The organism is Nostoc commune NIES-4072, assembly GCF_003113895.1.
Lineage (GTDB): Bacteria > Cyanobacteriota > Cyanobacteriia > Cyanobacteriales > Nostocaceae > Nostoc > Nostoc commune.
On the sequence record NZ_BDUD01000001.1, the window covers coordinates 1,831,926 to 1,856,971 of the forward strand.

Consider the following 25,046-nt stretch of genomic DNA (forward strand, 5'->3'; position numbering starts at 1 on the left):
GTAAACCTTTGAAGCTTAGTCCCTAAGTATAGGAGAAAATCATGGCTAATTCATCATTTAATCTCTCTGACTTGAATGGCAGCAACGGCTTTGCTATAAACGGCTTAGATGGGAACTCAGGCTACAGCGTCAGTAATGCGGGGGATATCAACAACGATGGCGTTGACGACTTGATTATTAGCGCACCTCTTGCCAACCGCAATGACATCATTTTCGCTGGGGAAAGCTATGTGGTATTTGGGGGGGCAAATGTTGGCAGTAGCGGCGTGTTCAATCTCTCTGACTTGAATGGCACTAATGGCTTTACTATCACCGGCTTTGGTGGCGACTCAGGCAGGTCAGTCAGCAATGCAGGGGATATCAACAACGATGGTATTGACGACCTGATTATTGGCGCACCTTTTGCCTTTCGCAACGGCATCTCTCAAGTTGGGGAAAGTTATGTGGTGTTTGGGGGGACGAATGTTGCCAGTAGCGGCGCCCTCAACCTCTCTGACTTGAATGGCGCTAATGGCTTTACCATCACCGGCATTAATGAAATAGACACCATAGGCAACTCAGTTAGCAATGCGGGAGACATTAACAACGATGGTATTGACGACTTAATTATTGGGGGATTTGGGAAAAGCTATGTGGTGTTTGGGAGGACGAATGTGGGCAGTGGTGGCAGCCTCAACCCTTCATCCCTGGATGGCACTAATGGCTTTGTCATTAATATTGTGGGTAACAACAAATTCAGTCTCTCAGTCAGCAATGCGGGGGATATTAACAATGATGGCATTGACGACCTGATTCTTGGGGCGTATGAAGCCGACCCTAACGGCAAGGAGAATGCTGGGCAAAGCTATGTGATATTTGGGGGGAAAAATATCGGCAGTGGCGGCACTTTTAACCTCTCTAACTTAAATGGTACTAATGGCTTTGCTATTAATGGTATTGCAGCAGGCAACGAATCAGGCTTTACAGTCAGCAATGGGGGGGACATTAACAACGATGGCATTGATGATCTGATTATTGGGGCATCGCGTGCGCCCGCCAACGGCGTCAATCAAGCTGGGCAAACCTATGTGCTATTTGGGGGAACGAATATCGGCACTAGCGGCACTTTTAACCTCTCTGACTTGAATAGGACTAATGGCTTTGTCATTAACGGTATTACTGAGAATAGCTTCTCAAGCTCCTCAGTCAGCAATGCAGGAGACGTTAACGCTGATGGTATTGACGACCTGATTATTGGCGCACCTAATAGTAACCAAACCTATGTGGTCTTTGGGGGAAGGAATGTCGGCAAAAGTGGCAGCCTCAACCTCTCTGACTTGAATGGCACTAATGGCTTCGCCATTCCTGGGGGTGGCGCGATAGGTCTTTCAGTTAGTTCTGCGGGTGACATCAACAACGATGGCGTTGACGACCTAATTATAGGCGCACCTTTTGCCTCACCCAACGGCATCTCTGGCGCTGGACAAAGCTATGTGTTGTTTGGGGGGCCAAATATCGGCGTCGGTACTCTTAAGCTGACGGGAACTCCTGGTGCAGATACTCTTGTAGGCACAGCTAGCAACAACATTATCGATGGTTTAGCTGGTAACGATACCCTAACAGGCGGTGGTGGTCAAGATAAGTTTGTGATTCGCCGAGGCGATGGCAATGACATCATCACTGATTTTGGCGGTGTAGGTAAAAGCCCAAATCCATCGGCGGCTGTGATTGCGAAAGTAGACACTTTGCAATTTACAGGGAGTGGCTTAACTGTCCGAAATCTGCTATTGACTCAAATAGGCAAGATTCTAGAAGTTACCTTTGAAAATGTGGCTAATACCAAAGTCACTCTGCAAAACTTTCAGTTGGAAAACTTGCATAATCTGAAAGCTTCTGGAACAAGACCAGCGATTAGTAATATCCTGTTTGATGGGCAAACTAGCATCACCAACTTTAATGTCTTTGATGCCAATTCCACTCAAACTAGCCTGTTTGAAAAAAATACGGTGACATTCCTCAATGACTTATCTAACGATATTCAGGGTTTTGACAACTCTGCTGATGTGGTCAATGCTCAAGGGGGTAATGACAAAATCGACGGCAAAAGTGGCAATGACCTGCTGCGGGGTGGCGCTGGTAATGATACTTTCATTGGTGGTGCAGGCAATGATACCCTTGTTGGTGGTGCGGGTGCTGACAGATTTTTGTACAATACCAATGCTGCCTTTGCTAGTGCTGCTGTTGGTGTAGATGCGATCGCTGATTTTAAACACTCCGAAGGTGACAAAATTATCCTGGATAAGACTACCTTTAGTGCTATTACTTCTGCTACGGGAACAGGTTTTAGTAATGCCAGTGATTTTAAAATCACTTCTTCAGCAGCGACCAGCACGGCAAAAATTGTCTATGACGCTGTGAGTGGACAGTTGTTTTATAACCAAAATGGTAGCGCGGCTGGTTTTGGTAGCGGTGGTCTATTTGCAACTCTGACTGGTGCGCCGACTTTGATAGGTTCAGACTTCATCATTCAAGCGTAGTTGATTAATAGGGCAGATACTAAGACACTTAAAAATAAAGGTGAGGCATAGCCCCACCTACGATTCTTAACTCAAAACTGTTACAGCACTTGCTTGAAGAAAGTCACTAAATCTTCAAGATTAGGTGTGTGAAGTAAATCTAATACTTCTGTGGCTTTTTCAGAAGGTATATAGTCATTTGGTACTCCGATGACTGAAGTTCCCAAATTTTGGGCGAGATGATACCAAAAAGCCAATTTACAATCAACGCTCATTGAAGTATAGTCCTGTGTGGGAATTTCCTTTTCCCCTGCTTCATCTGGGTGTAGCAACTGACGCAAAGCAATTAGCTGTTCTGCCTGGGACAAGTTTTGAATTTGTGCAAGCAAACTTGCAGTACTTTCATTTTGCACATCATTGAGAGCGATCGCTGGAATTTCATCAGAAATTTCAGTATAAAGTAATGCTAAAACCGTCAGGCGATCGTCTGTATCCAAACTCTGAAATTTTGATACACTTTGTTCTAAAAAGTTGACGTTCGTGGAAGTCATAAACACCTCATATTAACTACTTAAATAACTAAAAAAGTATCGATTTAACTTCAAATAAAACACTACATAAAGGTAGACTAGTAATATAAATTAGGCATATTTAAACCAACCAAAAGACAGATTAATCCAACTATAATTATTTTTAATATATTAAGTACAAAATAAAGAGCGTTACAACTATAGGGCACAACTCCATTCAAGATATAGATGAACGATGGACACAGAGGAAGAGTTTTAGTTTTTACTCTGGGTTTATTTATCAAAAAAATGAAAACGCCAGTCATTAAAATTCAGCTAGATATTAAGCGACTGGCGGGGCAAGCTTTAACAAAAGGGCTATAATACCCTTGCCATATTCATGAGGACGATGCTGCATATCGCAGGCTAGAGTTGGAACGCTACGCTAACACCAATTGCCTAAACCTAGCGAAGAGTAAAAGCATTCTGATTGCTGACTTCTACTACAACCAAATGAACTTGGTATAACAGACATCCACAGGGGCTAAAAAGGTAGCCAAGCAGTTTCAAAACTTCAAAAGTGCTAAATTTCAGCACCTGCTTTTGCTTCAGCGCCCATTGGCGAAACATAATCACGGAAAAGAGTAATTTGTTGCTCAAACTCTAATCCTTGAATTCTGCCAAGCAACTGTTGACATTCTGAGGGAAGTTCATAGTCAGAAGGTACAGGAATGATAGTACCCTGATCCATACCTTGAGATAATCTATACCAAAATAGTAGCTTAGTGGTATCACCTAAAGAACCATATTCACGAGAAATTTGGGTATCTACTTTATTAATCAAGTCACGCTGAACTTGTAATTGTTCTTCGTGAGATAATTCCTTAACTTGATTAAACAAACCTTCAGCAATTTCTGGGGAAACAGTGCTGGCGCCAGGAGCGGCTGGCGTAATTGAGCCACCCATTTCTTTGTAAACGAACCAAAACAAAGCCAGTTGTTGATCCACACCCAACTGTTGCCAAGCTTGAACATGTTCACGAATAGTTGGATCGCCAGTTTGTGTAAATGTCATTATTAACTCCGATTGCAATTAATCCATTTCATTAGCAAGGTTATCAAATGTACATTTAACCTTTTACCCTACTGAAGACAGATGTATTGGAATCAGAAAGAAGAACAATTATAAAGAAAACATAGATTGGGCAAACTGTAGTCCTGCATTAGAAGTATTACAGTTAAATAAAAACCAAATATCAAAAGCCAAAACAATACTTGCCTTTAGCACAGTAAAGGAGCTAACAATATTATGAAAAACTATTTCGGGAGATAGATGTTAATTTTATTGTGACAGTGCTTTTTAAGCACTGCCCAATTCAGTCATATTATTTATGAACAGCGACATCCAATTTTTGAATAGACTTCTTGCATAAGTCAGGAAAAGGTGAAGAGGAAAAAGTTTTGTATTATCCCTTTCCTCTTTAACAGTGAACAGTGAACAGTAAACAGTTATCAGTGATCTATTTATCCCTGGGTTTAAGTCCCCCACAAAGAGGTGGAATGCGTTGGTGGCGGGTCTAAATCCCCCACCATACGCCTGATAACTGATAACTGATAACTGATAACTGATTTAACCTTTACCCTTTTCCCCAAGAGGGCAAAAAGCACTTTTGTAAGAAGTCTAATGTACAGTAGGAATATGGCTTTTGCTTTTATCTAGCTTATTCTCGCCGATCTTGATAATCTTCAGAAGATTTCGGATCTAACTCCCAACGAGAATCGTCACGTTCTTCTAAAATATCGTTAGTATGCAGAAACTCAGAATCAGCCATTTCTAGCCCTACTGCTGCTTCTAGCTCCTCAGTTACATTTTGATCGGGAGTGGAAGTACTACCACCAACAGCTTCATCCCCAACTGCATCTGCATCTTGCCAATAAGCATCAACATCGCCACCAGTGAGTTCGGGACTAGTTTCTGTATACTCCTGTCTTTCTGCTCGTATTGAGCGCCCACCAATATTGTATCCCGGCAAGTCTTTCACACCAGTACCATAAGATTCGGTAATTTCCTGTGGCAAATCATTGGTTTCAACTTTGTCATTATGATTTTTTTCTGCCATGATACTAGCCCTTTTGTGCATTCTCACAATAACGTTTTCTTGTCACCCAGTTGTCTTACTAGAGATGTATAGCTTTAGAAATAAAATATCTATCCCCTTGGTACGAAGTTAAAGTACACATTGGGCCATACCATTGTAAATATGAATTCATGGTTAAGCAACTTGTAGTTGAAGTTTTTAGTTATGAGTTAGTAGCTCTAAAACCGAAATTATTCAGTAGCCAAGTTCTTACTCATAACTATTTTTTAGTTAGGACTTACGCAAAAATTGCTAAAAAGCTTAATTTCTCGAACCGCCAAGACGCCAAGAGCGCCGAGAATTCGTAGAGTGTGCGTAAGTCCTATTAGTATTAAGCAAAAAATCAAATTTAAGTTTAGCATTTAACTTTATATTCATGCTTTTAACTAAAGAATTTTGAGAAGCGGAGGTCAACAGTGGAATACGATGAGTTCATTACACATGTACAAAGCCTTACCCAATCAGATTCTCGTGAAGAGGCAGAACGTGCTACCCGTGCCACACTAGAAACCCTTAAAGAACGGATAGCAAATGATGAAGCAGAAGAACTAGCTGCAAATTTGCCCCAACAACTAGGTGATTATTTGCGAGGAAAAGAAGGGGATAGTGGTGGCTCTTTCAATTTTCAAGAGTTTATTGCCCGTGCAAGTCAGAAAGAAAATATAGAACCAACCACTGTGGCAATTCATGTTCGGGCTGTATTTACTGTGTTGCAAAATGCTATCAGTCCAGAATTATTTGATACCTTGCATTCCCATTTGTCTCACGATTACGAAGAAATGTTTGGAACTTGACCAACAATTTAAGTTGCTGCATAGTAGGCAATTAAATATCACAAGAAATTCTAGCTGCTTAACTTTTGTAATCAATAAATATTGTAGCTAGTTAAATACTAAAAATAAACAGGTAATACAATCAATGACTGAGTATAACAATCATTCCGGTAATAAAAAAGTTGCCATTCTCATTGAACATGCGGTAGAGGATGCAGAATTTACAGTTCCTTATAATGGACTAAAACAAGCAGGAATGGAGGTAGTAGTCCTCGGTTCTCGAATGAATGAAAAATATAAGGGTAAACGCGGCAAACTTAGCATCCAAGCTGATGGTACTACTACAGAAGCGATCGCAGCCGAATTCGACGCTGTGATCATTCCTGGTGGGATGGCTCCCGATCAAATGCGGCGGAATACCAACACAGTACGTTTTGTCCAAGAAGCTATACAACAAGGAAAATTAGTCGCTGCTGTTTGTCATGGCCCACAAGTTTTGATTGAAGGCGACTTGCTCAAAGGTAAACAAGCTACTGGTTTTATTGCTATTGCCAAGGATATGATTAACGCTGGCGCAAAATATCTAGATGAGCCGGTGGTAGTTGACGGAAATTTGATTACATCCCGTGAACCTGGAGACTTGCCAATTTTTACCACAGCTATTTTGAGCCGTTTGGGTTATGGTGGCAAAGAAGCTGCATTACCAAATGAAAAAGACACAAGTGCCCAATGGTGGAAGCTGGCTGATGCTTGGGGTGGCTCAACTAAAGGTGAGATCACCAAAGGTTTAAATAATGCTCTTGCTGGTGAACGTTATTCGCTAGAAGCATTTGAAAACTACTTGCAAAAGGAATCAGATAACGAAGTTAACTCAGTTTTTCAAGAAATAATTGCTAATAAACAGCGCCACATTCAAAAACTGGAAACCTATCTTCAGTTATTAGGCGAAAAACCTTCTTTAGGCGCAAATATTGCTAATCAGTATGCCAAGGTGAAAACTGCCTTAACAGGAAGTGATGACATATATCAGTTACGTTCTGCTTTAGGCGATGTGCAAACTGGTATCGGCGATGTTGGCAATTTGTGTGCAATGTTCACTGACCCAGTAGCAACTGCTATTTTCAAAGAAATTTACCAAGATTTATTGAAATACGAACAGCGATTAGTAGAACTGTATCGGGCGCGGATAGGCAGTCAGATTCAGCCTCCTAAGCCTACTACAGGGGCTGCTGTGTCAATGTAAGGTTTTTTGAACGTAGGCGGCTACCGAAGAGGCGCAAATAATACACAAGAAAGAAGAGGGTATTTGCGCCTCAATGGTGAATTTACAGTAATGGAGATATAAAAAGTGACTTCAACATCAGGGGATAAATCAAGTACAAACCAGCCAGAAGCTAGTGAAGTAGAGCGTTGGGCATCCCTTATTGGTGGCGGTGCAATGGTGCTGATGGGTTTAAGGCAAGGTTCATTGCGAGGAGCGCTGACAGCTTTAGCCGGTGGTGGTTTGGTTTATCAAGGTGCAACCAAGCAAAGCACAATCCAGAAAGCACAGGAAGCAATAGGTCTAAACCAACCCATCAAAGTTGAAAAAACGGTAACTATCAATAAATCGGCAGAAGAATTATATCGCTTTTGGCACGACTTTGAGAATTTGCCTACATTTATGAAGCATCTCAAATCTGTCAAGGTGTACGACGAAAAACGTTCTCATTGGATTGCCAATGCACCTTTGGATAATACAGTAGAATGGGATGCAGATATTCTCGAAGACCGAGAAAATGAATTTATTTCTTGGGCTTCTGTAGAAGGTGCAGACGTTGATAATTCTGGTTTTGTTCGCTTCAAAAAAGCACCAGGCGATCGCGGCACGGAAGTTAAGGTTGTTTTGGAGTATAACCCCCCCGGTGGAGCATTGACAGCTACCATAGCTAAACTTTTTGGTGAAGAACCAGAACAGCAAATTGGTGATGAATTGCGCCGTTTCAAAATGCTAATGGAAGCAGGCGAAATTGCCACAACTGAAGGGCAACCCTCTGGACGTAGCTAGTTATTCGCCCAATGCCCAATGCCCAATGCCCAATGCCCGATGCCCAATGATTAATAATTATGAAAGCAGTTTGCTGGAACGGTGCTAATGATGTGCGGGTACAGTCGGTACCAGATCCGACAATTCTCAACCCGCGTGATGCAATTATTAAAATTACTTCCACGGCGATTTGTGGCTCCGATCTTCATATATATGGCGGCTATATTCCCACAGTGCAACAGGGTGACATTATTGGTCACGAATTCATGGGGGAAGTCGTAGAAGTTGGTAAGGGAGTCAACAATTTAAAAATAGGCGATCGCGTTGTTGTTCCTTCTACAATTGGCTGTGGTAATTGCCATTATTGCCAAGGTGATATGTGGTCATTGTGCGATAATTCCAATCCCAACGGTTGGATTCAAGAAAAATTATTTGGCAATATCACCTCAGCCATTTATGGCTACTCCCACATGCTAGGTGGGTATGCAGGCGCACAAGCAGAATATATCCGTGTACCCTTTGCTGATGTGGGTGTCGTCAAAGTTCCGCCAGATTTGCCGGATGAGATGTTGTTATTCATCTCTGACGCTATTCCCACCGGTTATATGGGCGCCGAATTATGCGATATTCAACCGGGTGATACTGTAGCCGTTTGGGGTTGCGGTGCTGTTGGACAATTTGCCATGATTAGCGCCTACATGATGGGAGCCGAAAAAGTGATCGGTATAGATCGCTTTCCCGAACGCCTGGAAATGGCGAAAAAGTTTGCCAAAGCAGAAGTGATTAACTACGAAGAAGTTAATGCTGGCGAAGCGTTGAAAGAGATGACTGGTGGCCGTGGCCCTGATGCTTGCATCGATGCTGTTGGTTTAGAAGCACACGGTGTTGGTTTAGAAGACTTCTACGACCAGACAAAACAAAAGCTCAGATTGGAAACCGACCGTCCCCACGTTCTGCGGGAAATGATGGTCGCCTGTCGTAAAGGCGGAACTCTTTCAATCATGGGTGTTTATGGTGGTTTTGTAGATAAACTACCATTGGGTGCAGCCTTTAATAAGGGTCTAACCTTTAGGATAGGACAAATGCATGGACAAAAATATATGCATTCGTTATTGCAGATGATTTTGGACGGAAAACTTGATCCATCCTTCGTTGTCACCCATCAATTGCCACTAGAGCAAGCACCCCACGCCTATCACATCTTTCAACAAAAAAAGGATAACTGCATCAAAGTTGTTCTTAAACCCTGAATGGTGAATAGTCATTCAGCGTTTTGAATTGCACACCTAACATAATGCAATTGAGGTTTTTTATGAATCGAGTAACTTCTTGGCTACGAAATATTCGCATTTCTCAAATTCTTGTAGTTTTCCTAGTAGGATTTATGTTTTTACTGGGTCAAGCTTTTACCTACGTTAATGTAGCACAAGCTGATGTTAAAACTCCAGAGGGTACTTATTATAAAGGAGTACCAGACGGGCAAGGTGAAATCAGAAACGATACCCAAACAACAAATAGCCGAAATCCATTAAAAAGCGCTGCTGATAATATCCGCGAGAAGCTAAACTTGGATGAAGAGACTCCTCGCTCTACAAAAGAGTTTCTGAAGTCTACAAAAAATAAAGTAGAAGACACAGTTCAGCCATTGACTGAAACTAAAGAAGGTTATTACCGAACTGCTCCTAGAAAGTAACTCTAAAGATAGAGTCTAGATTTGCAGCAAATTTTGAGTCTAACTTTTTGACTCATACACTGCAAAACAACCTTTGAAAATTTACTGAGACGCGATAACTATCGCGTCTCAAAATCAGGCTAAATCGAGTGTTTATCTTGATATTAACGAGCCAGAAATGATAAGTAAGGACTAAATATTATGAAAGCAGTTTGCTGGCATGGAGCAAACGATGTGCGGGTAGATACAGTTCCCGACCCCAAAATTCTTAACCCACGCGATGCCATTGTTAAAATTACTTCCACGGCAATTTGTGGTTCAGATTTGCATATTTATGATGGCTACATTCCCACCATGCAAAAGGGCGATATCCTTGGTCATGAATTCATGGGGGAAGTCGTAGAACTTGGAAGTGCAGTTAAAAATGTGAAGGTAGGCGATCGCGTCGTTGTTCCCTTCACTATATCTTGCGGTAGCTGCTTTTTCTGCAATCGGGATTTATGGTCATTGTGCGATAACTCTAACCCCAATGCTTGGTTAGTAGAAAAGCAAATGGGACATTCGCCAGCAGGTCTATTTGGCTACTCTCATTTATTCGGCGGTTACGCTGGTGGTCAAGCAGAGTATGCACGAGTACCATTTGCCGATGTCGGTTTGTTCAAAATTCCCGATGGTTTAACGGATGAGCAAGTGCTATTTCTAACAGATATTTTCCCCACTGGCTACATGGCAGCAGAAAATTGCAACATTAAACCCGGCGATATTGTTGCTGTTTGGGGTTGTGGCCCAGTTGGACAATTCGCCATCAGAAGCGCATATATGCTAGGTGCCGAACGGGTAATCGCCTTTGACCGGGTTCCGGAACGGCTGCAAATGGCTAAAGAATACGGCAAAGCAGAAGTTCTCAACTACGAAGAAGTGAATGTAGGCGAAGCACTCAAAGAAATGACTGGCGGTCGTGGCCCCGATGCTTGCATAGATGCAGTGGGAATGGAAGCACACGGCACAGACTTTATGGCATTCTACGACCAAGTAAAGCAAGCAGTACGTCTAGAAACAGACCGTCCGACGGCATTACGCCAAGTAATAGTGTCTGCCGCTAAAGGTGGTCACGTATCACTTGCGGGTGTATACGGTGGCTTTTTAGATAAAATCCCGATGGGTGCTGCTATGAACAAGGGATTAACCTTCAAAATGGGACAAACACACGTCCACAAGTATCTAAAACCCTTGCTAGAACACATCCAAAACGGTGACATCGATCCAACATTTATCATCACCCACACCTTACCTCTAGAACAAGCACCCCACGGCTACGAAATTTTTAAGCACAAGAAAGATAACTGCATCAAAGTTGTACTCAAACCGTAGTAGGGAATAGGGAATGGAAACAAGGAAAATAACCATGCCCAATGCCCAATGCCCAATACCCAATGCCCAATACCCAAAGTTAAAACTATAAAGAGGCAAAAAATATGTCTGATACAACCGTTATCAAAGTAGACTCTAGCCATTCCCCTAAAGGTCAACTTGGTCAGAAATATCTTGCATCTGGCAAAACCATTTCCATGCGCCTATGGGAAAATGAGGAACCGAACGAACCTAAAGAGCCAACAGCACGAGAATATGAAACTGTTGGTTATGTAATCAGTGGTCGTGCAGAATTGCATATTGAAGGACAAACAATTTTACTCAGGGTTAGCGCGTCTCAAACCCTATTGACAAGGGGATTTGTTTGAATTAGGAACTGTACTGTACGTTCGCTCCTGATTGAACGGTGAGAGGAATTAATAGCTTACTGTCCAAGGAAACAACCTGATTCTGGATCTTAATCAAGCTAATACCGTGTAATACTTGGGGAAAGGTTTGAGATTAACGGTGTATTACATGGAAAAAGGAAATTAATTTGTTGGATGTACTCCATGAAATTAAATTGAATTCATTTAGAGGCTGTTATTTACCTATTAATAGGCATGGTCGGAGTCTTGTTTCCGTGTAATACATGGGGAAAGACTACAATTGAGAATTAGTTTAAAAGAAAGTGGCGCTATCTGAGGTAGGGTAAGATTTAATTCATCTAGGTGCAAGATCAAAGTCATGCCAATAGGATTTGAGAACAAGAAAAGCAAAACCAAAGCATCTTTTGCACCTAGCATAGATAGTAAAGACATTACCACTAAGTTTCAGGAATACTTCACACAAATAAAAGACCCCAGAGTGGAAAGGACAAGATATCATTTACTCACAGATATCATCACCATAGCGATTTTGGCAGTAATAGCAGGAGCGTCAGGTTGGGAAGATATTGAAGAGTATGGAATCAATAAACAGGAGTGGTTGAAAACATTTTTACAACTACCATTTGGGATACCCAGCCCCGATACTTTTAGGAGGGTGTTTGAAAGAATTAACCCAAAAGAATTTGAGCAATGTTTTCGGGAGTGGGTACAATCATTAATTGAGAAATTGGGAGTAGAAGTAGTAGCCATAGATGGCAAAACTCATAGAGGCTCATATGATCGGGAATCTCAGCTAAAAGCTTTACATACGGTCAGTGCCTGGTCGAGTGAACACCGTCTGGTCTTGGGACAAACAAAGGTCAGTGACAAATCCAATGAAATCACCGCAATTCCAGCACTGTTAGAAATGCTAGACATATCTGGCTGCATCATCACAATTGATGCAATGGGTACACAAAAATCGATTGCCCAGAAAATCATCGCGGCTGGTTCTGATTACATTTTGAGCCTGAAAGATAATCACCCTACGCTGCATCAACAAGTGAAAAATTGGTTTGAAATAGCACAATCTCTTGGGTTTAAAGATGTTGATGTGAATGTTAGTCAACGGGTAGAAAAAGGGCATCACCGAGTCGAAAATCGTCAGGTTTACACCGTGCCAGTGTCAAAACTTCCTGCACTTCATGAACAAGATTTGTGGACTAGTTTGACAACAGTAGTTATGGTAGTGCGTTCGATTCAGCATTGGAATCAGACTACCCATGAGGTGCAATTTTATATTACTAGTCTCGCCTGCGATGCTCACAAGATTGGTAGTGCAATTCGACAGCACTGGGGTATTGAAAATTCTGTTCATTGGACATTAGATGTCACTTTTAATGAAGATGAATGTCGAATTCGTTCTCTGCACAGCCCACAGAATTTTGCTTTACTACGTCGGATTGCTCTCAATGCCTTAGAACGAGAAACATCTTTTCATCGCAGTATCCGCCAAAAATCACGGCGAGCCGCGATGAATGATCAGTATATGGTTTCTGTCTTAGCGACGGCTCTCCCAAACTCAACACTCTCCTAGAATCCATTTGTCAATAGGGTTTGAGACGCGCTAACCCTGCAATTTTACTAGAGCCTGGGAGTTCTTGGGTAGTACCAAAAGGAGCCAGCCACACATACAAAATACTGGAACCATTCACGGCTGTTGAGGCAACCAGTCCACCTGCTCAAGTTCACGGACGGGATGAAAATTAAACCGCAAACATTATAGCGGTTCTCAAATGTTTGAATCTTACTCCCCTTCTCTTGCAGGGAAGTGCGAAGATTTCTGCAATTACTTTTTTCCCAAAGTAGATGAGTACGAACTCTTAATTACCAATAATCCCATTTTCCGCCGTCGAGTTCAAGGCATTGGCGCGATCGCCAAAATAGCAAATGCGATCGCCCTGTGCCAGTTGCGTAAGTCCTGATAGGTAAGAACCAACGAACAAACAGCGCGTATACTCTTAAAGCTAAGAGTTGAACTAATTAGACAGGCGATCGCCCAAATTCAAGATATCTGTAAAATTAAAAAAGAGCGATGGCATAGAAGCACAAAACAATGACACGAATTCCATTAACAGAAGCTCAACTTCGTTTACCCGAACTGATTGCAAGTCTGCAACCCGGTGAAGAAGTAGAGATTTTTTCCGGCGATCGCACTGTCGCCAGACTGATTGGCGAACTCCAATCACCCCCGGAAACCTCGCCAGCCCGGTAGTGCAATTGGAACCTTAACCATTCTGTCCGAAGATGAAACCCACTTGGAAGACTTTCACGACAGCAAACTAGCAGAATTGACATCCAAAAATAACGTTGCTTGGGATTGTTGACGAAGAATAGAAGCAGGACAGTCTATACTTATAGCTCCTTGCAACATCTGTTTTACTACATTCGCTTTACGTGTTTCTGGAGCCAGACAGATAATTTTTTTAGCTGAACAAATCGTTGGGATGGTGACAGTAAAAGCATATTGTGGGACAGTTTCTAGATTTGGAAAGTGACCTGTACTTACTTGTTGCTGACGGTTCACTGTATCCAGTTTCGCAAGTTTTACCCTGTAAGGATCTTGAAAATTTGCTACTGCTGGATCGTTAAAAGCTAAATGTCCATTTTCGCCAACACCAAGACAGCATAAGTCAATTGGTTGTGCAAGGAGTAGTTTAGTGTAGCGATCGCACTCTGCCACTGGTTGCAATGTATCACCTTCTATATAGTGAAATACTTTAGGAACAACCCGCTTTTCTACACGTTCTCGCATATAGCGCCGGAAACTGGCAGAATGATCAGCAGTAATTCCCAAATATTCATCTAGATGGAACAGAATAATTCTTGACCAATCTACACTACCCAATGCAATCAAAGCATCAATAAATTTGAGTTGGGAGTTACCTGTTGCTAACAATACAGCAGCTGTCTCCTGTTGTTGGAGAACTTGCTGTAAATGCTTTTGCGCGATTTCGGCAACATCTTGAGCCATTTCGACTTCAGAGTTGTAAATCTGCACTAGTAAATCATCAACACGAAAAAAGTTTGGATCGGCTAGCATTTGCTTACATAGAAAGTTATCAATTATACGGTAGTTTGTTGAGAGGCTCTACCGATTTGCCCTTATATGTCCTATCAGGTATAGATTTTAGGATTTAGCAGATTAATTTATAGCTTTTTGCGTTGTATAAAGGCAAAAAAACAATGTAAACTATTTAAATTAAGTTAACAATTATTTACATTTTACCTAAAAATCATGCTGGCTGCAATTCTCTTTGACCTAGACGGCACTATTGTCAACACTGACCCCATACACTACCGAGCTTGGCGGGAAATGCTGTTAAATTACAACATAGAAATTGACGAAACATTTTATAAATCCCGAATGAGTGGGCGACTAAATCCAGCAATTGTTAAGGATATTCTGCCACAATTATCAACAGCAGAAGGGCAAAAATTTGCAGATGAAAAAGAGGCGCTTTTCCGCAAACTCGCGCCGCATCTAAAACCATTGAGTGGATTTTCTGAACTACTAGCATGGACAGAAACACATCAGTTAAAGCGGGCATTAGTTACTAATGCCCCTAGATTAAATGCAGCATTTATGCTAGAAGTTTTGGGAATAAAAGAAGCTTTTGATACAGTTGTTGTAGCAGATGATTGTATTGCAGGTAAACCTGACCCTGCGCCCTACCAAGTCGCCCTGAGTAACTTGGGGATTACAGCAGAGGAAGCGATCGCTTTAGAAGACTCTCCCTCTGGTATTCGTTCGGCGGTGAGCGCAGATATCCGCACTATTGGCATCGCCTCCACTCACGATCCCCAATTTTTACAGGAAGTCGGCGCATTTATGGCAATTCCAGATTTTACTGATTTGCAGTTGTGGACATTGCTCAACTCACTCATTGAACCAGATTTGAGTGCGATCGCTTCTAACTTGTAAGCGCAAAATCTTAGAACATCAAGAGTAGAGACGCGAATTTGTTAACCCGTTTCTACTTATTTTTCCGCAAGAATCGCGTAAATTTCCCGTTTAACTTGCTCTAGAAGCTCACGCACCCGATTTATCCGCTCCATATTGCCACTACGAGCAACCTGCACCACAACAGCAGCTAATTCTGTTGCAGCATTCCGCAACTCAATAAACTCTTGGGGCTTACCTTTGACGAAACTTTTAAAGGTATCCCAAGGAGAATCTGAAGTTTCTTGTTGGGCGCGTTCTGCCAATAATTGTCTACCCTCATCGGTAATCGTGTAAATCCGCTTGCCACCTTCCTGGGCGCTCTTAAGATAACCACCTTCCTCCAGCAATTGGAGTGTTGGATATACTGAGCCAGGACTAAGGCGACGGAAACCACCATAGCGAGTTTCCGCATCTTTAATCAGATCGTAACCATGACTAGGATGCTCGGATAATAATTCCAGCAGGATAAACTTGATGTCACCCCGACGAGTCCGATATTCGTCTCCCCAACCACGACCAAACATTTCATTGCCAAAGTGTTTGTCATGATCTCTACCATGATGCTTGCCATGCCCAAACCATGACCTGACAAACAATGAATCGTCTTCGTTAACTCCTGCCCATGCAGGTGCGCCAAAACGTGATCGAAAGTGTCTAAACATAAATGAATCTCAAATCAACTTTCTCTAATATACGATATATCGTGATATATTCCGATATATCGGAATAGAATTTTGATGAAGATTTGTAAAGAAGGCAGGAGGCAGAGGGCAGAAAGGAAGAATTTGACCCTGGCTCTAACCCCGCTCAAATCTTGGCCACCAAATCGGAGAGGTGGAGGACTCAGACCCCTGTTCCATGATTGTCACGGGCAATTTGCGCCAACATTAATACCGTTACCGTGTAAGTATAGCAACACCTTAGCATTGGGTTGCTTGGCTTCTATCCACCAACCGTGAATATGTTCTACCTTGCCTGTTTTAGGCACAGATAACCAAATCTCTTCGTAAGGGAGATTAAAAAACTCTGGTGTCTTTTCAATAACAGCAGAGGGAAAGAAAATGAAGCGAGGTTGCTTAATAAAAAGAAATAGACAGATGGCACAGTAAGCGATCGCTGCAATTATCCCAGTCCAGAGTAGCAGTTGGAAAAATACTTGTATTATTAATTGCATTTTATTAGCTTTCATACCTTAAGTTTTTAATAAATATAAAGTGTCTATATTAACAATATATTTACTTAGTATAAGGCTTTAGCATTTTCCAATCTAGATTTCAACCATTTTTCAAAAATTTCTCCTAAAAATCAATTATCCAGTAAAAATACGTATGCATATTTAAGGCTTCTGACTATATGAATAGTAGAATTAGCCCATACAGGAGAAAACAGTGACACTCTTAAATCAAGCTCAAGTAGAGCAGTTAAAAGAAATAACTACACATTTGCGACAAGTAAGACAACAAAAATCTATATGTATAGAAGAAATAGCTGCAAGAACACTCATTAGAGCAGGTGTTTTGCAAGCTTTAGAAGAAGAACAATTTGAAGAATTACCTGAACCTATTTTTGTTCAAGGATTCATCCGTCGCTATGGAGATGCTTTAGGACTGGATGGAAATGCTTTATCACATAGTCTCATAAGTAATGTAGTCTGCCAGGACTCCAGGAATGATCAGAATAATTCAGGCAACAAATCAAATACCTATATACCTCTTGTTGTTACCTACATTTTCTTATTAGTAGCTGCATCTGCTGGTCTTTTACATACACTTAATCCACCACAAATTACATCTGAATTTCCGACTCCAGAAGTCAATAGTCAACAGTCAATGGTCAGTAATCAGTGAGTGGGGAGTGGGGATGAGGAAGCAGGGGGAGCAGGGGAGGCAGGGGAAGAAGAACTATTTATTAATTAATGACAAATGACTAATGACAAATGACTAATGACTAATTGCCATTTTCAAGATATTTGCGGTTTACGCAGATGCCAAGTAGTGGATTGCTCATAAGCGTAAGCTACTTGAAACAGTAAGTCTTCTCGCAGGACATTGCCAATTAGCTGTAATCCTATCGGTAGCGCCTGATCATCAAAACCACATGGCAAACTTAAACTAGGTAAACCAGCAAGATTCACAGGAATAGTCATCAAGTCATTTAAATACATGCTCAAGGGGTCGGTAGTTTTTTCCCCTGCTTTGAATGCTGTAGTGGGAGATGTGGGACAAACTAACACATCAACTAAGCCAAAAGCCTTTTCAAAATCTCGCTTAATCAAGGTACGGACTTTTTGTGCTTTCAGGTAGTAAGCATCATAATAACCAGCCGAAAGTGCGTAAGTGCCAATCATAATTCGGCGTTTGACTTCTGTACCAAAACCAGTGGCACGGGTACGAGTGTACATAGATAGTAGATTATCGGCATCAGGGGCGCGATAACCATATTTAACGCCATCGTAACGAGCTAGGTTTGCTGACGCTTCTGATGGGGCGATGATGTAGTAGGTGGGTAAGCCATAGCGAAAGGTGGGACAGGAAATTATATGAATTTCCGCTCCCAAACTTTGTAGTTGATCTACTGCTTTGGTAACAGCTTGTTCTACTACAGAGTCTAAACCTTCACCAAAAGTTTCTTTGATGATCCCAATTCTTAGCTGACCTCTAGGTTTGAAGTCTGGTTTTAAGCTAGCGGCGTAGTTGGGAATGGCAACTTTGAGGCTGGTAGAGTCTTTGGGATCGTAACCTGCGATCGCACTTAATAATATCGCCGCATCTTCCACTGTGTTTCCAAATGGCCCAATTTGATCCAAAGACGAAGCGTAAGCCACCAAACCATAACGAGAAACCAAACCATAAGTGGGTTTCATCCCCACCACACCGCAAAAAGATGCAGGTTGCCGAATCGAACCGCCAGTATCAGAACCAAGAGCAACCACACATTCTTGAGCCGCTACCGCAGCCGCAGAACCTCCCGAAGAACCACCTGGAACTCGTGATAAATCCCAAGGATTAGCCGTGACTTGGTAGGCAGAGTTTTCTGTGGAACTACCCATCGCAAACTCATCCAAGTTAGTTTTGCCTACCATTACCGCGCCAGCATCTGCCAGTTTTTGCGTCGCTGTTGATTCATAAGGCGGCACGAAATTTTCCAAAATCCGGGAGGCGCAGGTGGTAGGAATTCCCTTGGTACACATATTGTCCTTAATCCCAACCGGAATGCCTGCTAGCAAACCAATTTCTTCTCCCGCAGTAATTTTCGCATCCACAGCACTTGCCTGCTCTAATGCCCGTTCTGCGGTAACACATAAAAAGCTATGCAATTTCGGCTCTAACGCTTGAATGCGCTCTAAAGCTTCTTGGGTAATTTCAACGGCAGAACGTTCTTTCTTAACCAGCTGTTGGTGCAACTCGCGGATGGATGCCATGATTGCTCTCTTTGTGACTCAAGTCATTGATTTTAGTACATATTGGCCGATATTGGGTATTGGGTATTGGGTATTGGGTATTGGGTATTGGGTATTGGGTATTGGGTATTGGGTATTGGGTATTGGGTATTGGGTATTGGGTATTGGGTATTGGGTATTGGGTATTGGGCATGAGAAAGAGTACTTGGGGACTCTTGAGAATTGGGGACAAGGGGAAACACTTGTTGCAAGTTCTGATTTAAGTCCCCTTGTCCCCTTGTCTCCCCTGCCTCCCCTGCTCCCCCTACTTCCTCATCCCCACTCCCCACTCCCCACTCACTTTACTTTCAATACACTCTTCCCTAAAGACTGACAAATAACATCATTTTGCGGTGTATGGATACGGCTGCACAGAACATCACGGTAGTGTCGCTCTAAAGGATTCTTTTTTAACAGACCAGGATTACCAGTCAGTTCTAAGGCAATCTCTACAGCACGAATCGAGTTAGTGGTGGTGAGATATTTAACAGCTTGTGCCTGTAATCCTACGTTAGGCTCATATTCGCCCCGATCAATATCTTGAGCCAAGCTATAAATCAATCTATTGTTAGCAAACAACAGTGCTTCTATCTCACCCACAGCAGTTTGGAAGCGTGGTAGAGTTGCCAGTGGCTCTTTGAGATTAGAAGGCGATCGCTCCCAAAGATATTTTACAAGCCAGTCTCGCGCACTAGTAGCAACACCTAGATATAAAGCACTTATTGTCAAACTTCCCCAAGTGGAAATCACGGGATCAAAGGATGGCGCGGTTGATATGGGGCTAATATTCAAAGCATACTCTCTGGGGATTAATACATTCTCCAAAATGAGATCGTGGCTGCCTGTAGCTCTCATTCCCAAGTGATCCCAGGTTTCGACAATTTGCAAACCAGGCAGATCGCGCGGAACCAGAAAATTGCCAACTTGTGGTTCATCCTCAGTTGTCCGTGCCCAAACAACAAAGTAGCTGAGGATGGGACTACCCGTGGTGTATTGCTTGTGGCCTGTTAAACGCCAACCCTCTGTTGTTGGCTCGGCAATTGTGGCAGGCAATCCGCCTCTAGCTGGCGTTCCTAACTCAGGTTCGACACGGGCAGCATTGAGCAGGGCAATACCTTCAATCGATTCACGACACAGCCGTTTATATACTTCTGGATGCCAGCGACGGCTACGGGCTGCATGGGCATGTTGGAGATAGTGCATTGTCAGTACTAGGGCGGTGGAAGCATCGCCACGCGCTATCCCTTCAATCACTCGGCAGATAGTTGCTAGCCCCAAACCTTGACCACCTAATTCACGAGGAATGGTGAGGCTAAGTAATCCTGCCTTATGCAAAGCTGTAAAATTCTCGAAGGGAAAGGAACCGTCTTTGTCATGTGCCCCTGCACGGGTAGCAAAGTCTTTCGCTAGAGCCTCCACCTGGTCGAATATATTATTGGGGATTTCTAAGCCTTTGGCTACAAAGGTGTCTGGCACTGCTTGCTCCAACTGTGACATAAATACTCCTTTAAAATTCACTTTACTACTACTGAATCCCATCCTGCGAAAAACTAATGTTTCTGCATTGAGATGCTTTCATCGGAGTTAAGCGATCGCAACTACTTGTAGCCTAAACCCTACTTTCTTTTCTGCCTCAGCATCCGACCTCAAATTCAGGTCTTTTGGTCATTTTTGAAATACTACTTAAAATCGCTCGAATTTAAGTAATTATGACACAAACAACTTTCTTAGAGCAAGCCAAGCATCCGAATTTACGTTTGATTTTGACTTGGCTTGATTGGATCTATGCGTTGTTTATTGTTTGACAATCGTTCAAACATTTGTATTAAGGCTAACTGTATTTCTGGCGTAAATTCCAACGTGCCAGAACGCAGATGTAAATCTAACTGAGGGAAGGGGATTTCAATTTGTCTTTGCTCTAATGATTCGTAGATATTGTAGTATAAATCACTTTTGAGTAAGAATTGTTTATTAGGTTCCGCAGTCCATACTAATAACTCAAAATTTAAGCTGTTGTCGCCAAACTCTTTAAACAGTACTAGAGGAGAAGGAGCCTGTAATACATTGGGATGCTTAGAGGCTGCTTCTAACAAAGCAGCTTGCACAACTTTGGGATCTGAACTATAAGCAACGCCAACGGGGAGATGAAGCCGAGAAATCGGGTTACGGTGGCTCCAGTTGATTACTTCTTTTTCCAAAAAGCGAGAGTTAGGTACAATAATTGAAACGTGGTCAAGAGTCCGAATCTCGGTACTTCTGCCACCTATTCGCTCGACAGTACCTGTATATTCCCCAACTTCTACAAAATCTCCAACCTGAATTGGACGCTCAAATACTAGTACTAAACCACTGCCAAAATTCTTTGCAATATCCTGTAAACCAAAGCCAATTCCAACGCTTAAAGCACTTGCTAAAATTGTCAAAGAGCTAATGTCAAGCCCCCAAATTTGTAGCAGTACTAGTGTGCCAATAAAAATCAGACCATATTTAAAAAGTATTACTATGGCTTCTTGAGCGCCACGATTGATTCCAGTAAAAGATAGAATGCGAGAACGTAAAAAATTGGTTAAAGTTCCAGCAAATATAACTAAGCCGAACAACAAACCAATTAAAATTATTAATTCAGTAAGAGAGTAAGGATTCTTGCCTAATGTCAGAATAGGTGAGGTGAAACTGGTGATCAGGATATTTGAAATTTGGTAGCTCCATTGACGAGTGAAAGGAAAGAGATTAGTGATATAAAGAATCGCACTTATCCAAAGTGCAATACGCATACTCGCCAACACTAATTTGAAAAATAACTCCAATAATTTTAGTAGTTCCGAATTTGGTATCTCATTGTTAGGAGTAGTTAAGCGTTGTGATGCTACTCGGAAAAAGTAATGCTTAATCCATCCTAATAGCCAAGTGAATCCGGCAGTGATGAGTAAAATTGCTACAGCTACAAAAGTTGTTTGTTGGAGATAGGTTTTAGTTCGCTCTAAGCGAGCTTGCTGTAGCGCTTCTTCAATTTGCTGCCCCCAAATCCTTGCCTGCTCATCAACTGTGCTACCTGGAACAGTATCTTGTTCTGTAACTGTTAACAAATAGCGGTCATTTAGCAAAATAGTAGGTAGCTGGTTACGTTTTTCAATTTTAACTTGAACAGATTCAGAAGTTTGAATCGCATTTTTTAGTTGTAAGTTGATTGATTTTGTTCGTTCTTGAGCGCTATATCGACCAGAATCGCTGATCTTAAAAAGCTCTTGCCCATCTAAAATAACCGGAGCTTTAGAGGGTGTTTGAGCAACGACAGGAGTTAACCAGATAAACAAAACAAAAGTTAGTACTGCAATGATAATATTGAAATATTTTGATGATAGTCGCAAACGGTGAGAAGAACGCATTGTGATTTTAATAAGATAATTTTAGCCAAGCTAATTAATATTAACTAAATTTTGTCACAATCAATTTTTTACCATAAAATAAAACCAATAGAAAGAATTTGATTTAGAGTTATATAACTGTTAACTGGCGACAAGCCAAGGAAGCATTTATGCATTGTTGCAGTGCCACAGACAAGCAATGCTCTTGATGCATTTGTGATTGTTGCGATCGCTCCCTCGGCAAGCCATCCATTCCGGTGCCTTGGCGATGCCTGCGCCTACACTCTTTCCCGGCAGCAGGATCTATGACTTTCCCTCTACTGGGATTTAAAAGGTATAATTACTCATACATCTTCCGAGAGAAGCCAGTCAGGTGAAACATTTGTAATAATTCTCAGTAATTGCGGTTACATAATTTTATTTATGAAATTTTAATACCCTAATCGAATATGACAACTTGATTAAAGGAGAGTTTTTATGTCAGTCCAAAACTTAGAAGAATTTTTTCATACACAATTAGTCAAACACGGTGTGAACTACAACTTGGCTGCAAGAGCAGCTAAAATATTGGCTTCTGGCAAACCTGATGAGCTATTAACAGCAGAAGAAAAGCATTTGGCTACAGAAGTTTGTCAGCACTGGTCAAAACAGCGTCAACGTCTACAACGACTCAATTCTCATTTGTAGAAGTGAATAAGGAGATTTAGTAAAAATTGTGACTTTAGTTATATATCTCAAGGTGAACTAAGCCTTAAACATTTATCTCTAAAGAAGAATGAATTGAGTAGATTTGTAGAGTTAATTTAGAGCAGTAAAACAACTTATACGAAAAGCTTTTTGAGGCTTTCACTAACTCACAGACAAATAACAATTCTTTGACAGGGTTTGAAATTAGACGTTGTACAATCACAGGGTGCTGATTGGGCAACGCTATTTAGTTTAAGAGATGTGTACAGTGACTAATTAACTGTCGTCGTGACAAATTAACGCTAATTGAAGCCGTGAAATTATACGCCAAACTCATGCATCTATGTAAAAATCTGCTGTAAATTTAAAACAAAACCAGTGAGAACATCTTCACCCGATAAACTTGTGGGAGATTGTAAAACCTCTGGTGCAAGATTTGGGCGATAAATTATGACTTGTTTATCTTTAGGATTAATTAACCAACCTAGTTGTAAGCCATTTGCTAAGTATTCTGCCATTTTGGCTTTAGTCTCTTCCACATCATCAGTTTCAGAAACTAATTCCACTGCAAAATCAGGACACAAAGGGATAAATTTTTTTCTTTGTTCTAGGGTAAGAGCATCCCATCTTTGTATCCTTACCCAAGAAGCATCAGGTGAACGAGTTGCCCCATTTGGCAGTTTAAATCCAGTAGAAGAATCGAAAGCTTTTCCGAGCTTATTTTGATTGCTCCAAAACCATATCTGACCTAATAAATCAAAATTACGGTTTCCCGTTTCTCCCCCAGTGGGTGACATGATAATTAATTCCCCTTCAGCAGTTAACTCTAGCCGTAATTCTTTATTCACAGCGACAATTTGTGCAAATTCCTCATCAGTAAATTGCAGATTAGGAGGTAATTGTAAGGTTACAGTCATAATTAATTGCGCTCCACAAAAATCCTAGTTGGATCAAACCCATGCGCTGCTAATAGGGAAGATTTAGCCTCTACCTCTACTTTAGGAATTTACTCAACAAATGCGCCCTTTTCTCGCAGTATTGGAACTGGCGCAAAGTGCAGCCTGTGATTTCAGCAGCTTGCTTACTTCTACAATGACAAATAATTAGTCAGTGTACAACAAAAAAAATGGACGTAACTGGATTCGAACCAGTGACCTCTACGATGTCAACGTAGCGCTCTAACCAACTGAGCTATACGTCCTTAACTACACGATTATCAACAATAACACATACTTTCTTGATAAAGCAAGATAAAGGTGTAAATCCATCTTTTGACATACTCACCGACGTTGAACGTCGGGGAAACACTTGACAGTTCACAGTAACTTGCAGTCCGTTACAGTCTTACAGTCACTCCCCGTCCGTTTAAGGTCGTGCCGATGCCCCATGCCGACCATTTCTATATTTCTGGAAGCGTTTTCATCTCTTTCTTGCTCAGTATTGCAACTCAAGCAAAGTATTGAGCGAATAGAAAGGTCGATTTTACCCCAGCGATACCCACAGCAAGAGCAGGTTTGGCTAGTGGGTTCCCATCTGTTAATTACCCTGAAATCTCGACTAAATTTTTCAGATTTAGCCTCACACAATACCCGAAATTCTCGCCAACCTTGCAGACTAATCACCCTTGCCAGCTTACGGTTTTTCACCATCCCTGACACATTCAAATCTTCCAAAACAATAGTTTGGTTCTCACTAACTACTTTAGTTGATAGTTTGTGCAGAAAATCTTTTCGGGTATCTGTAATTCGGTTGTGATGTTTGGCTATCCGCAGTCTATTTTTATTTCTGCGTTTGGAATCCTTTTGTTGTCTATTCCAGACAACCCTAACACAACCAAACAACCGAGCTAAACTCTGTTGCTGTTGGTCTGTTGGGTAAAATCTATACTGATATCTAGCTTTCATGTTTTATGCTAAGATTGGTCTGTTAAAATATTCTACATTGGTGAGCAGCGCGTTGGGCGGGTTCCCCGACTTGTAGCGACTGCGAACCCGAAGGGTCAGGTCAGGATGGCAAGTGGTTTAAGACATGAAAGGCATAGTGTTTCAGACTTAAAAATGCACTTGGTCTGCGTCACTAAGTACAGAAGAAAGATTTTTACTAACGAAAGTCTTGAACTAATCCACAAATCATTTGTAGAAGTAGCTAAAAAAATGGATTTTCAAATACTTGAATTTAACGGAGAGTCAGACCACATTCACACTGTAATGGGAGCAAC

At 41.6% G+C, this 25,046-nt stretch carries 25 protein-coding genes, 1 tRNA gene and 4 pseudogenes; 18 read left to right on the top strand and 12 right to left on the bottom strand.

Annotated features, from left to right (window positions below; translation table 11 throughout):
* The first annotated feature begins 41 nt into the window (after positions 1 to 41).
* Positions 42 to 2,516 carry a beta strand repeat-containing protein gene (locus CDC33_RS08265; RefSeq protein ID WP_109008081.1) on the top strand — a complete coding sequence of 825 codons (2,475 nt, stop codon included), beginning with the start codon at positions 42 to 44 and terminating at the stop codon, positions 2,514 to 2,516.
* Positions 2,517 to 2,596: 80 nt separating this feature from the next.
* Here the strand turns inward: CDC33_RS08265 and CDC33_RS08270 are convergent, their stop codons facing one another.
* The 3 genes from CDC33_RS08270 to CDC33_RS08280 form a co-directional block, all read right to left on the bottom strand.
* The gene (locus CDC33_RS08270) at positions 2,597 to 3,046 is read right to left on the bottom strand and encodes an orange carotenoid protein N-terminal domain-containing protein (protein WP_109008082.1); all 450 of its coding nucleotides are present in this window, start codon (positions 3,044 to 3,046) and stop codon (positions 2,597 to 2,599) included.
* A 541-nt stretch (positions 3,047 to 3,587) separates the two neighbouring features.
* Entirely contained in the window at positions 3,588 to 4,079 is a 492-nt protein-coding gene (locus CDC33_RS08275) for an orange carotenoid protein N-terminal domain-containing protein (RefSeq protein ID WP_109008083.1), read from the bottom strand.
* 646 nt (positions 4,080 to 4,725) lie between these two features.
* The gene (locus CDC33_RS08280) at positions 4,726 to 5,124 is read right to left on the bottom strand and encodes a DUF6335 family protein (RefSeq protein WP_109008084.1); all 399 of its coding nucleotides are present in this window, start codon (positions 5,122 to 5,124) and stop codon (positions 4,726 to 4,728) included.
* A 434-nt stretch (positions 5,125 to 5,558) separates the two neighbouring features.
* Between CDC33_RS08280 and CDC33_RS08285 the strand changes: the two genes are divergently transcribed.
* The 11 genes and pseudogenes from CDC33_RS08285 (at position 5,559) to CDC33_RS40250 (ending at position 13,606) form a co-directional block, all read left to right on the top strand.
* Positions 5,559 to 5,936: a DUF2267 domain-containing protein gene (locus CDC33_RS08285; protein WP_109008085.1), complete on the top strand. Its 378-nt coding sequence runs from the start codon at positions 5,559 to 5,561 to the stop codon at positions 5,934 to 5,936.
* A gap of 124 nt (positions 5,937 to 6,060) precedes the next feature.
* Positions 6,061 to 7,158 (top strand): DJ-1/PfpI/YhbO family deglycase/protease, encoded by a 1,098-nt coding sequence (locus CDC33_RS08290; protein ID WP_109008086.1) that lies wholly within the window; start codon positions 6,061 to 6,063, stop codon positions 7,156 to 7,158.
* A 105-nt stretch (positions 7,159 to 7,263) separates the two neighbouring features.
* Entirely contained in the window at positions 7,264 to 7,962 is a 699-nt protein-coding gene (locus CDC33_RS08295; protein ID WP_109008087.1) for an SRPBCC family protein, read from the top strand.
* Between the two features lie 59 nt (positions 7,963 to 8,021).
* The gene (locus tag CDC33_RS08300) at positions 8,022 to 9,191 is read left to right on the top strand and encodes a zinc-dependent alcohol dehydrogenase (RefSeq protein WP_109008088.1); all 1,170 of its coding nucleotides are present in this window, start codon (positions 8,022 to 8,024) and stop codon (positions 9,189 to 9,191) included.
* A gap of 62 nt (positions 9,192 to 9,253) precedes the next feature.
* Complete coding sequence (locus tag CDC33_RS08305) at positions 9,254 to 9,634, top strand: hypothetical protein (protein WP_109008089.1); 381 nt, start codon at positions 9,254 to 9,256, stop codon at positions 9,632 to 9,634.
* A 180-nt stretch (positions 9,635 to 9,814) separates the two neighbouring features.
* The gene (locus tag CDC33_RS08310) at positions 9,815 to 10,984 is read left to right on the top strand and encodes a zinc-dependent alcohol dehydrogenase (protein WP_109008090.1); all 1,170 of its coding nucleotides are present in this window, start codon (positions 9,815 to 9,817) and stop codon (positions 10,982 to 10,984) included.
* 104 nt (positions 10,985 to 11,088) lie between these two features.
* A pseudogene (locus CDC33_RS08315) lies at positions 11,089 to 11,322 on the top strand (cupin domain-containing protein); the annotation flags it as partial.
* Positions 11,323 to 11,710: 388 nt separating this feature from the next.
* Positions 11,711 to 12,928, top strand: a complete 1,218-nt coding sequence (locus CDC33_RS08320) for an ISAs1 family transposase (protein ID WP_109008091.1) — start codon at positions 11,711 to 11,713, stop codon at positions 12,926 to 12,928.
* Between the two features lie 41 nt (positions 12,929 to 12,969).
* A pseudogene (locus tag CDC33_RS08325) lies at positions 12,970 to 13,101 on the top strand (cupin domain-containing protein); the annotation flags it as partial.
* 26 nt (positions 13,102 to 13,127) lie between these two features.
* Positions 13,128 to 13,274: pseudogene (locus tag CDC33_RS40245) on the top strand (NADH-quinone oxidoreductase subunit D-related protein); the annotation flags it as partial.
* A gap of 173 nt (positions 13,275 to 13,447) precedes the next feature.
* Positions 13,448 to 13,606: a type II toxin-antitoxin system Phd/YefM family antitoxin gene (locus tag CDC33_RS40250; protein WP_244919174.1), complete on the top strand. Its 159-nt coding sequence runs from the start codon at positions 13,448 to 13,450 to the stop codon at positions 13,604 to 13,606.
* Between the two features lie 54 nt (positions 13,607 to 13,660).
* Here the strand turns inward: CDC33_RS40250 and CDC33_RS08340 are convergent, their stop codons facing one another.
* Positions 13,661 to 14,434, bottom strand: coding sequence for a glucosamine-6-phosphate deaminase (locus CDC33_RS08340; protein WP_109008093.1), 774 nt, complete (start codon positions 14,432 to 14,434; stop codon positions 13,661 to 13,663).
* Positions 14,435 to 14,629: 195 nt separating this feature from the next.
* Here CDC33_RS08340 and CDC33_RS08345 point away from each other — a divergent pair, with 195 nt between their 5' ends.
* Complete coding sequence (locus CDC33_RS08345; protein WP_109008094.1) at positions 14,630 to 15,316, top strand: HAD family hydrolase; 687 nt, start codon at positions 14,630 to 14,632, stop codon at positions 15,314 to 15,316.
* Positions 15,317 to 15,372: 56 nt separating this feature from the next.
* On the opposite strand, the gene CDC33_RS08350 is transcribed toward CDC33_RS08345, so the two are convergent.
* Positions 15,373 to 15,999: a PadR family transcriptional regulator gene (locus CDC33_RS08350; RefSeq protein ID WP_109008095.1), complete on the bottom strand. Its 627-nt coding sequence runs from the start codon at positions 15,997 to 15,999 to the stop codon at positions 15,373 to 15,375.
* A gap of 203 nt (positions 16,000 to 16,202) precedes the next feature.
* Positions 16,203 to 16,511: a hypothetical protein gene (locus tag CDC33_RS08355; protein WP_146195790.1), complete on the bottom strand. Its 309-nt coding sequence runs from the start codon at positions 16,509 to 16,511 to the stop codon at positions 16,203 to 16,205.
* Positions 16,512 to 16,725: 214 nt separating this feature from the next.
* Between CDC33_RS08355 and CDC33_RS08360 the strand changes: the two genes are divergently transcribed.
* Positions 16,726 to 17,184 (top strand): helix-turn-helix domain-containing protein, encoded by a 459-nt coding sequence (locus CDC33_RS08360; RefSeq protein ID WP_109008097.1) that lies wholly within the window; start codon positions 16,726 to 16,728, stop codon positions 17,182 to 17,184.
* A gap of 113 nt (positions 17,185 to 17,297) precedes the next feature.
* Here the strand turns inward: CDC33_RS08360 and gatA are convergent, their stop codons facing one another.
* Positions 17,298 to 18,758, bottom strand: a complete 1,461-nt coding sequence (gene gatA, locus CDC33_RS08365; RefSeq protein ID WP_109008098.1) for an Asp-tRNA(Asn)/Glu-tRNA(Gln) amidotransferase subunit GatA — start codon at positions 18,756 to 18,758, stop codon at positions 17,298 to 17,300.
* Here gatA and CDC33_RS38465 point away from each other — a divergent pair.
* Entirely contained in the window at positions 18,757 to 19,110 is a 354-nt protein-coding gene (locus CDC33_RS38465; protein ID WP_181374254.1) for a hypothetical protein, read from the top strand. The genes gatA and CDC33_RS38465 overlap by 2 nt on opposite strands.
* Here CDC33_RS38465 and CDC33_RS08375 read toward each other — a convergent pair.
* Together CDC33_RS08375 and CDC33_RS08380 are read right to left on the bottom strand one after the other, a co-directional pair.
* Positions 19,074 to 20,273: an acyl-CoA dehydrogenase family protein gene (locus tag CDC33_RS08375; RefSeq protein ID WP_109012496.1), complete on the bottom strand. Its 1,200-nt coding sequence runs from the start codon at positions 20,271 to 20,273 to the stop codon at positions 19,074 to 19,076. The genes CDC33_RS38465 and CDC33_RS08375 overlap by 37 nt on opposite strands.
* 254 nt (positions 20,274 to 20,527) lie before the next feature.
* Positions 20,528 to 22,162, bottom strand: coding sequence for a mechanosensitive ion channel family protein (locus CDC33_RS08380; protein ID WP_109008099.1), 1,635 nt, complete (start codon positions 22,160 to 22,162; stop codon positions 20,528 to 20,530).
* A gap of 162 nt (positions 22,163 to 22,324) precedes the next feature.
* Here CDC33_RS08380 and CDC33_RS41165 point away from each other — a divergent pair, with 162 nt between their 5' ends.
* Both CDC33_RS41165 and CDC33_RS08385 read left to right on the top strand, forming a co-directional pair.
* Positions 22,325 to 22,450 (top strand): hypothetical protein, encoded by a 126-nt coding sequence (locus CDC33_RS41165; RefSeq protein ID WP_280524399.1) that lies wholly within the window; start codon positions 22,325 to 22,327, stop codon positions 22,448 to 22,450.
* 168 nt (positions 22,451 to 22,618) lie between these two features.
* The gene (locus tag CDC33_RS08385; RefSeq protein WP_109008100.1) at positions 22,619 to 22,828 is read left to right on the top strand and encodes a hypothetical protein; all 210 of its coding nucleotides are present in this window, start codon (positions 22,619 to 22,621) and stop codon (positions 22,826 to 22,828) included.
* A gap of 341 nt (positions 22,829 to 23,169) precedes the next feature.
* Here CDC33_RS08385 and CDC33_RS08390 read toward each other — a convergent pair whose 3' ends face one another.
* The 3 genes from CDC33_RS08390 to CDC33_RS08400 all read right to left on the bottom strand — a co-directional run bounded on the left by CDC33_RS08390 (position 23,170) and on the right by CDC33_RS08400 (position 24,732).
* A complete protein-coding gene (locus tag CDC33_RS08390; protein ID WP_109008101.1) occupies positions 23,170 to 23,748 on the bottom strand; it encodes a Uma2 family endonuclease in 579 nt (192 codons plus the stop codon).
* A gap of 207 nt (positions 23,749 to 23,955) precedes the next feature.
* Positions 23,956 to 24,029, bottom strand: a tRNA-Val gene (locus tag CDC33_RS08395).
* Positions 24,030 to 24,144: 115 nt separating this feature from the next.
* Positions 24,145 to 24,732, bottom strand: coding sequence for an RNA-guided endonuclease TnpB family protein (locus tag CDC33_RS08400; protein WP_109008102.1), 588 nt, complete (start codon positions 24,730 to 24,732; stop codon positions 24,145 to 24,147).
* 105 nt (positions 24,733 to 24,837) lie between these two features.
* Between CDC33_RS08400 and tnpA the strand changes: the two are divergent.
* Positions 24,838 to 25,035 (top strand): annotated as a pseudogene (gene tnpA, locus CDC33_RS08405) (IS200/IS605 family transposase); the annotation flags it as partial.
* Positions 25,036 to 25,046 lie beyond the last annotated feature (11 nt).

What these genes read in the sequence shown, in the direction of transcription:
- CDC33_RS08265 (WP_109008081.1), top strand. Translation starts at nt 42, where the DNA reads ATGGCTAATTCATCATTTAATCTCTCTGACTTGAATGGCAGCAACGGC.
- CDC33_RS08270 (WP_109008082.1), bottom strand. Translation starts at nt 3,046, where the DNA reads ATGACTTCCACGAACGTCAACTTTTTAGAACAAAGTGTATCAAAATTT.
- CDC33_RS08275 (WP_109008083.1), bottom strand. Translation starts at nt 4,079, where the DNA reads ATGACATTTACACAAACTGGCGATCCAACTATTCGTGAACATGTTCAA.
- CDC33_RS08280 (WP_109008084.1), bottom strand. Translation starts at nt 5,124, where the DNA reads ATGGCAGAAAAAAATCATAATGACAAAGTTGAAACCAATGATTTGCCA.
- CDC33_RS08290 (WP_109008086.1), top strand. Translation starts at nt 6,061, where the DNA reads ATGACTGAGTATAACAATCATTCCGGTAATAAAAAAGTTGCCATTCTC.
- CDC33_RS08300 (WP_109008088.1), top strand. Translation starts at nt 8,022, where the DNA reads ATGAAAGCAGTTTGCTGGAACGGTGCTAATGATGTGCGGGTACAGTCG.
- CDC33_RS08305 (WP_109008089.1), top strand. Translation starts at nt 9,254, where the DNA reads ATGAATCGAGTAACTTCTTGGCTACGAAATATTCGCATTTCTCAAATT.
- CDC33_RS08310 (WP_109008090.1), top strand. Translation starts at nt 9,815, where the DNA reads ATGAAAGCAGTTTGCTGGCATGGAGCAAACGATGTGCGGGTAGATACA.
- CDC33_RS08320 (WP_109008091.1), top strand. Translation starts at nt 11,711, where the DNA reads ATGCCAATAGGATTTGAGAACAAGAAAAGCAAAACCAAAGCATCTTTT.
- CDC33_RS40250 (WP_244919174.1), top strand. Translation starts at nt 13,448, where the DNA reads ATGACACGAATTCCATTAACAGAAGCTCAACTTCGTTTACCCGAACTG.
- CDC33_RS08340 (WP_109008093.1), bottom strand. Translation starts at nt 14,434, where the DNA reads ATGCTAGCCGATCCAAACTTTTTTCGTGTTGATGATTTACTAGTGCAG.
- CDC33_RS08345 (WP_109008094.1), top strand. Translation starts at nt 14,630, where the DNA reads ATGCTGGCTGCAATTCTCTTTGACCTAGACGGCACTATTGTCAACACT.
- CDC33_RS08350 (WP_109008095.1), bottom strand. Translation starts at nt 15,999, where the DNA reads ATGTTTAGACACTTTCGATCACGTTTTGGCGCACCTGCATGGGCAGGA.
- CDC33_RS08355 (WP_146195790.1), bottom strand. Translation starts at nt 16,511, where the DNA reads ATGCAATTAATAATACAAGTATTTTTCCAACTGCTACTCTGGACTGGG.
- CDC33_RS38465 (WP_181374254.1), top strand. Translation starts at nt 18,757, where the DNA reads ATGATTGCTCTCTTTGTGACTCAAGTCATTGATTTTAGTACATATTGG.
- gatA (WP_109008098.1), bottom strand. Translation starts at nt 18,758, where the DNA reads ATGGCATCCATCCGCGAGTTGCACCAACAGCTGGTTAAGAAAGAACGT.
- CDC33_RS08375 (WP_109012496.1), bottom strand. Translation starts at nt 20,273, where the DNA reads ATGTCACAGTTGGAGCAAGCAGTGCCAGACACCTTTGTAGCCAAAGGC.
- CDC33_RS08380 (WP_109008099.1), bottom strand. Translation starts at nt 22,162, where the DNA reads ATGCGTTCTTCTCACCGTTTGCGACTATCATCAAAATATTTCAATATT.
- CDC33_RS08385 (WP_109008100.1), top strand. Translation starts at nt 22,619, where the DNA reads ATGTCAGTCCAAAACTTAGAAGAATTTTTTCATACACAATTAGTCAAA.
- CDC33_RS08400 (WP_109008102.1), bottom strand. Translation starts at nt 24,732, where the DNA reads ATGAAAGCTAGATATCAGTATAGATTTTACCCAACAGACCAACAGCAA.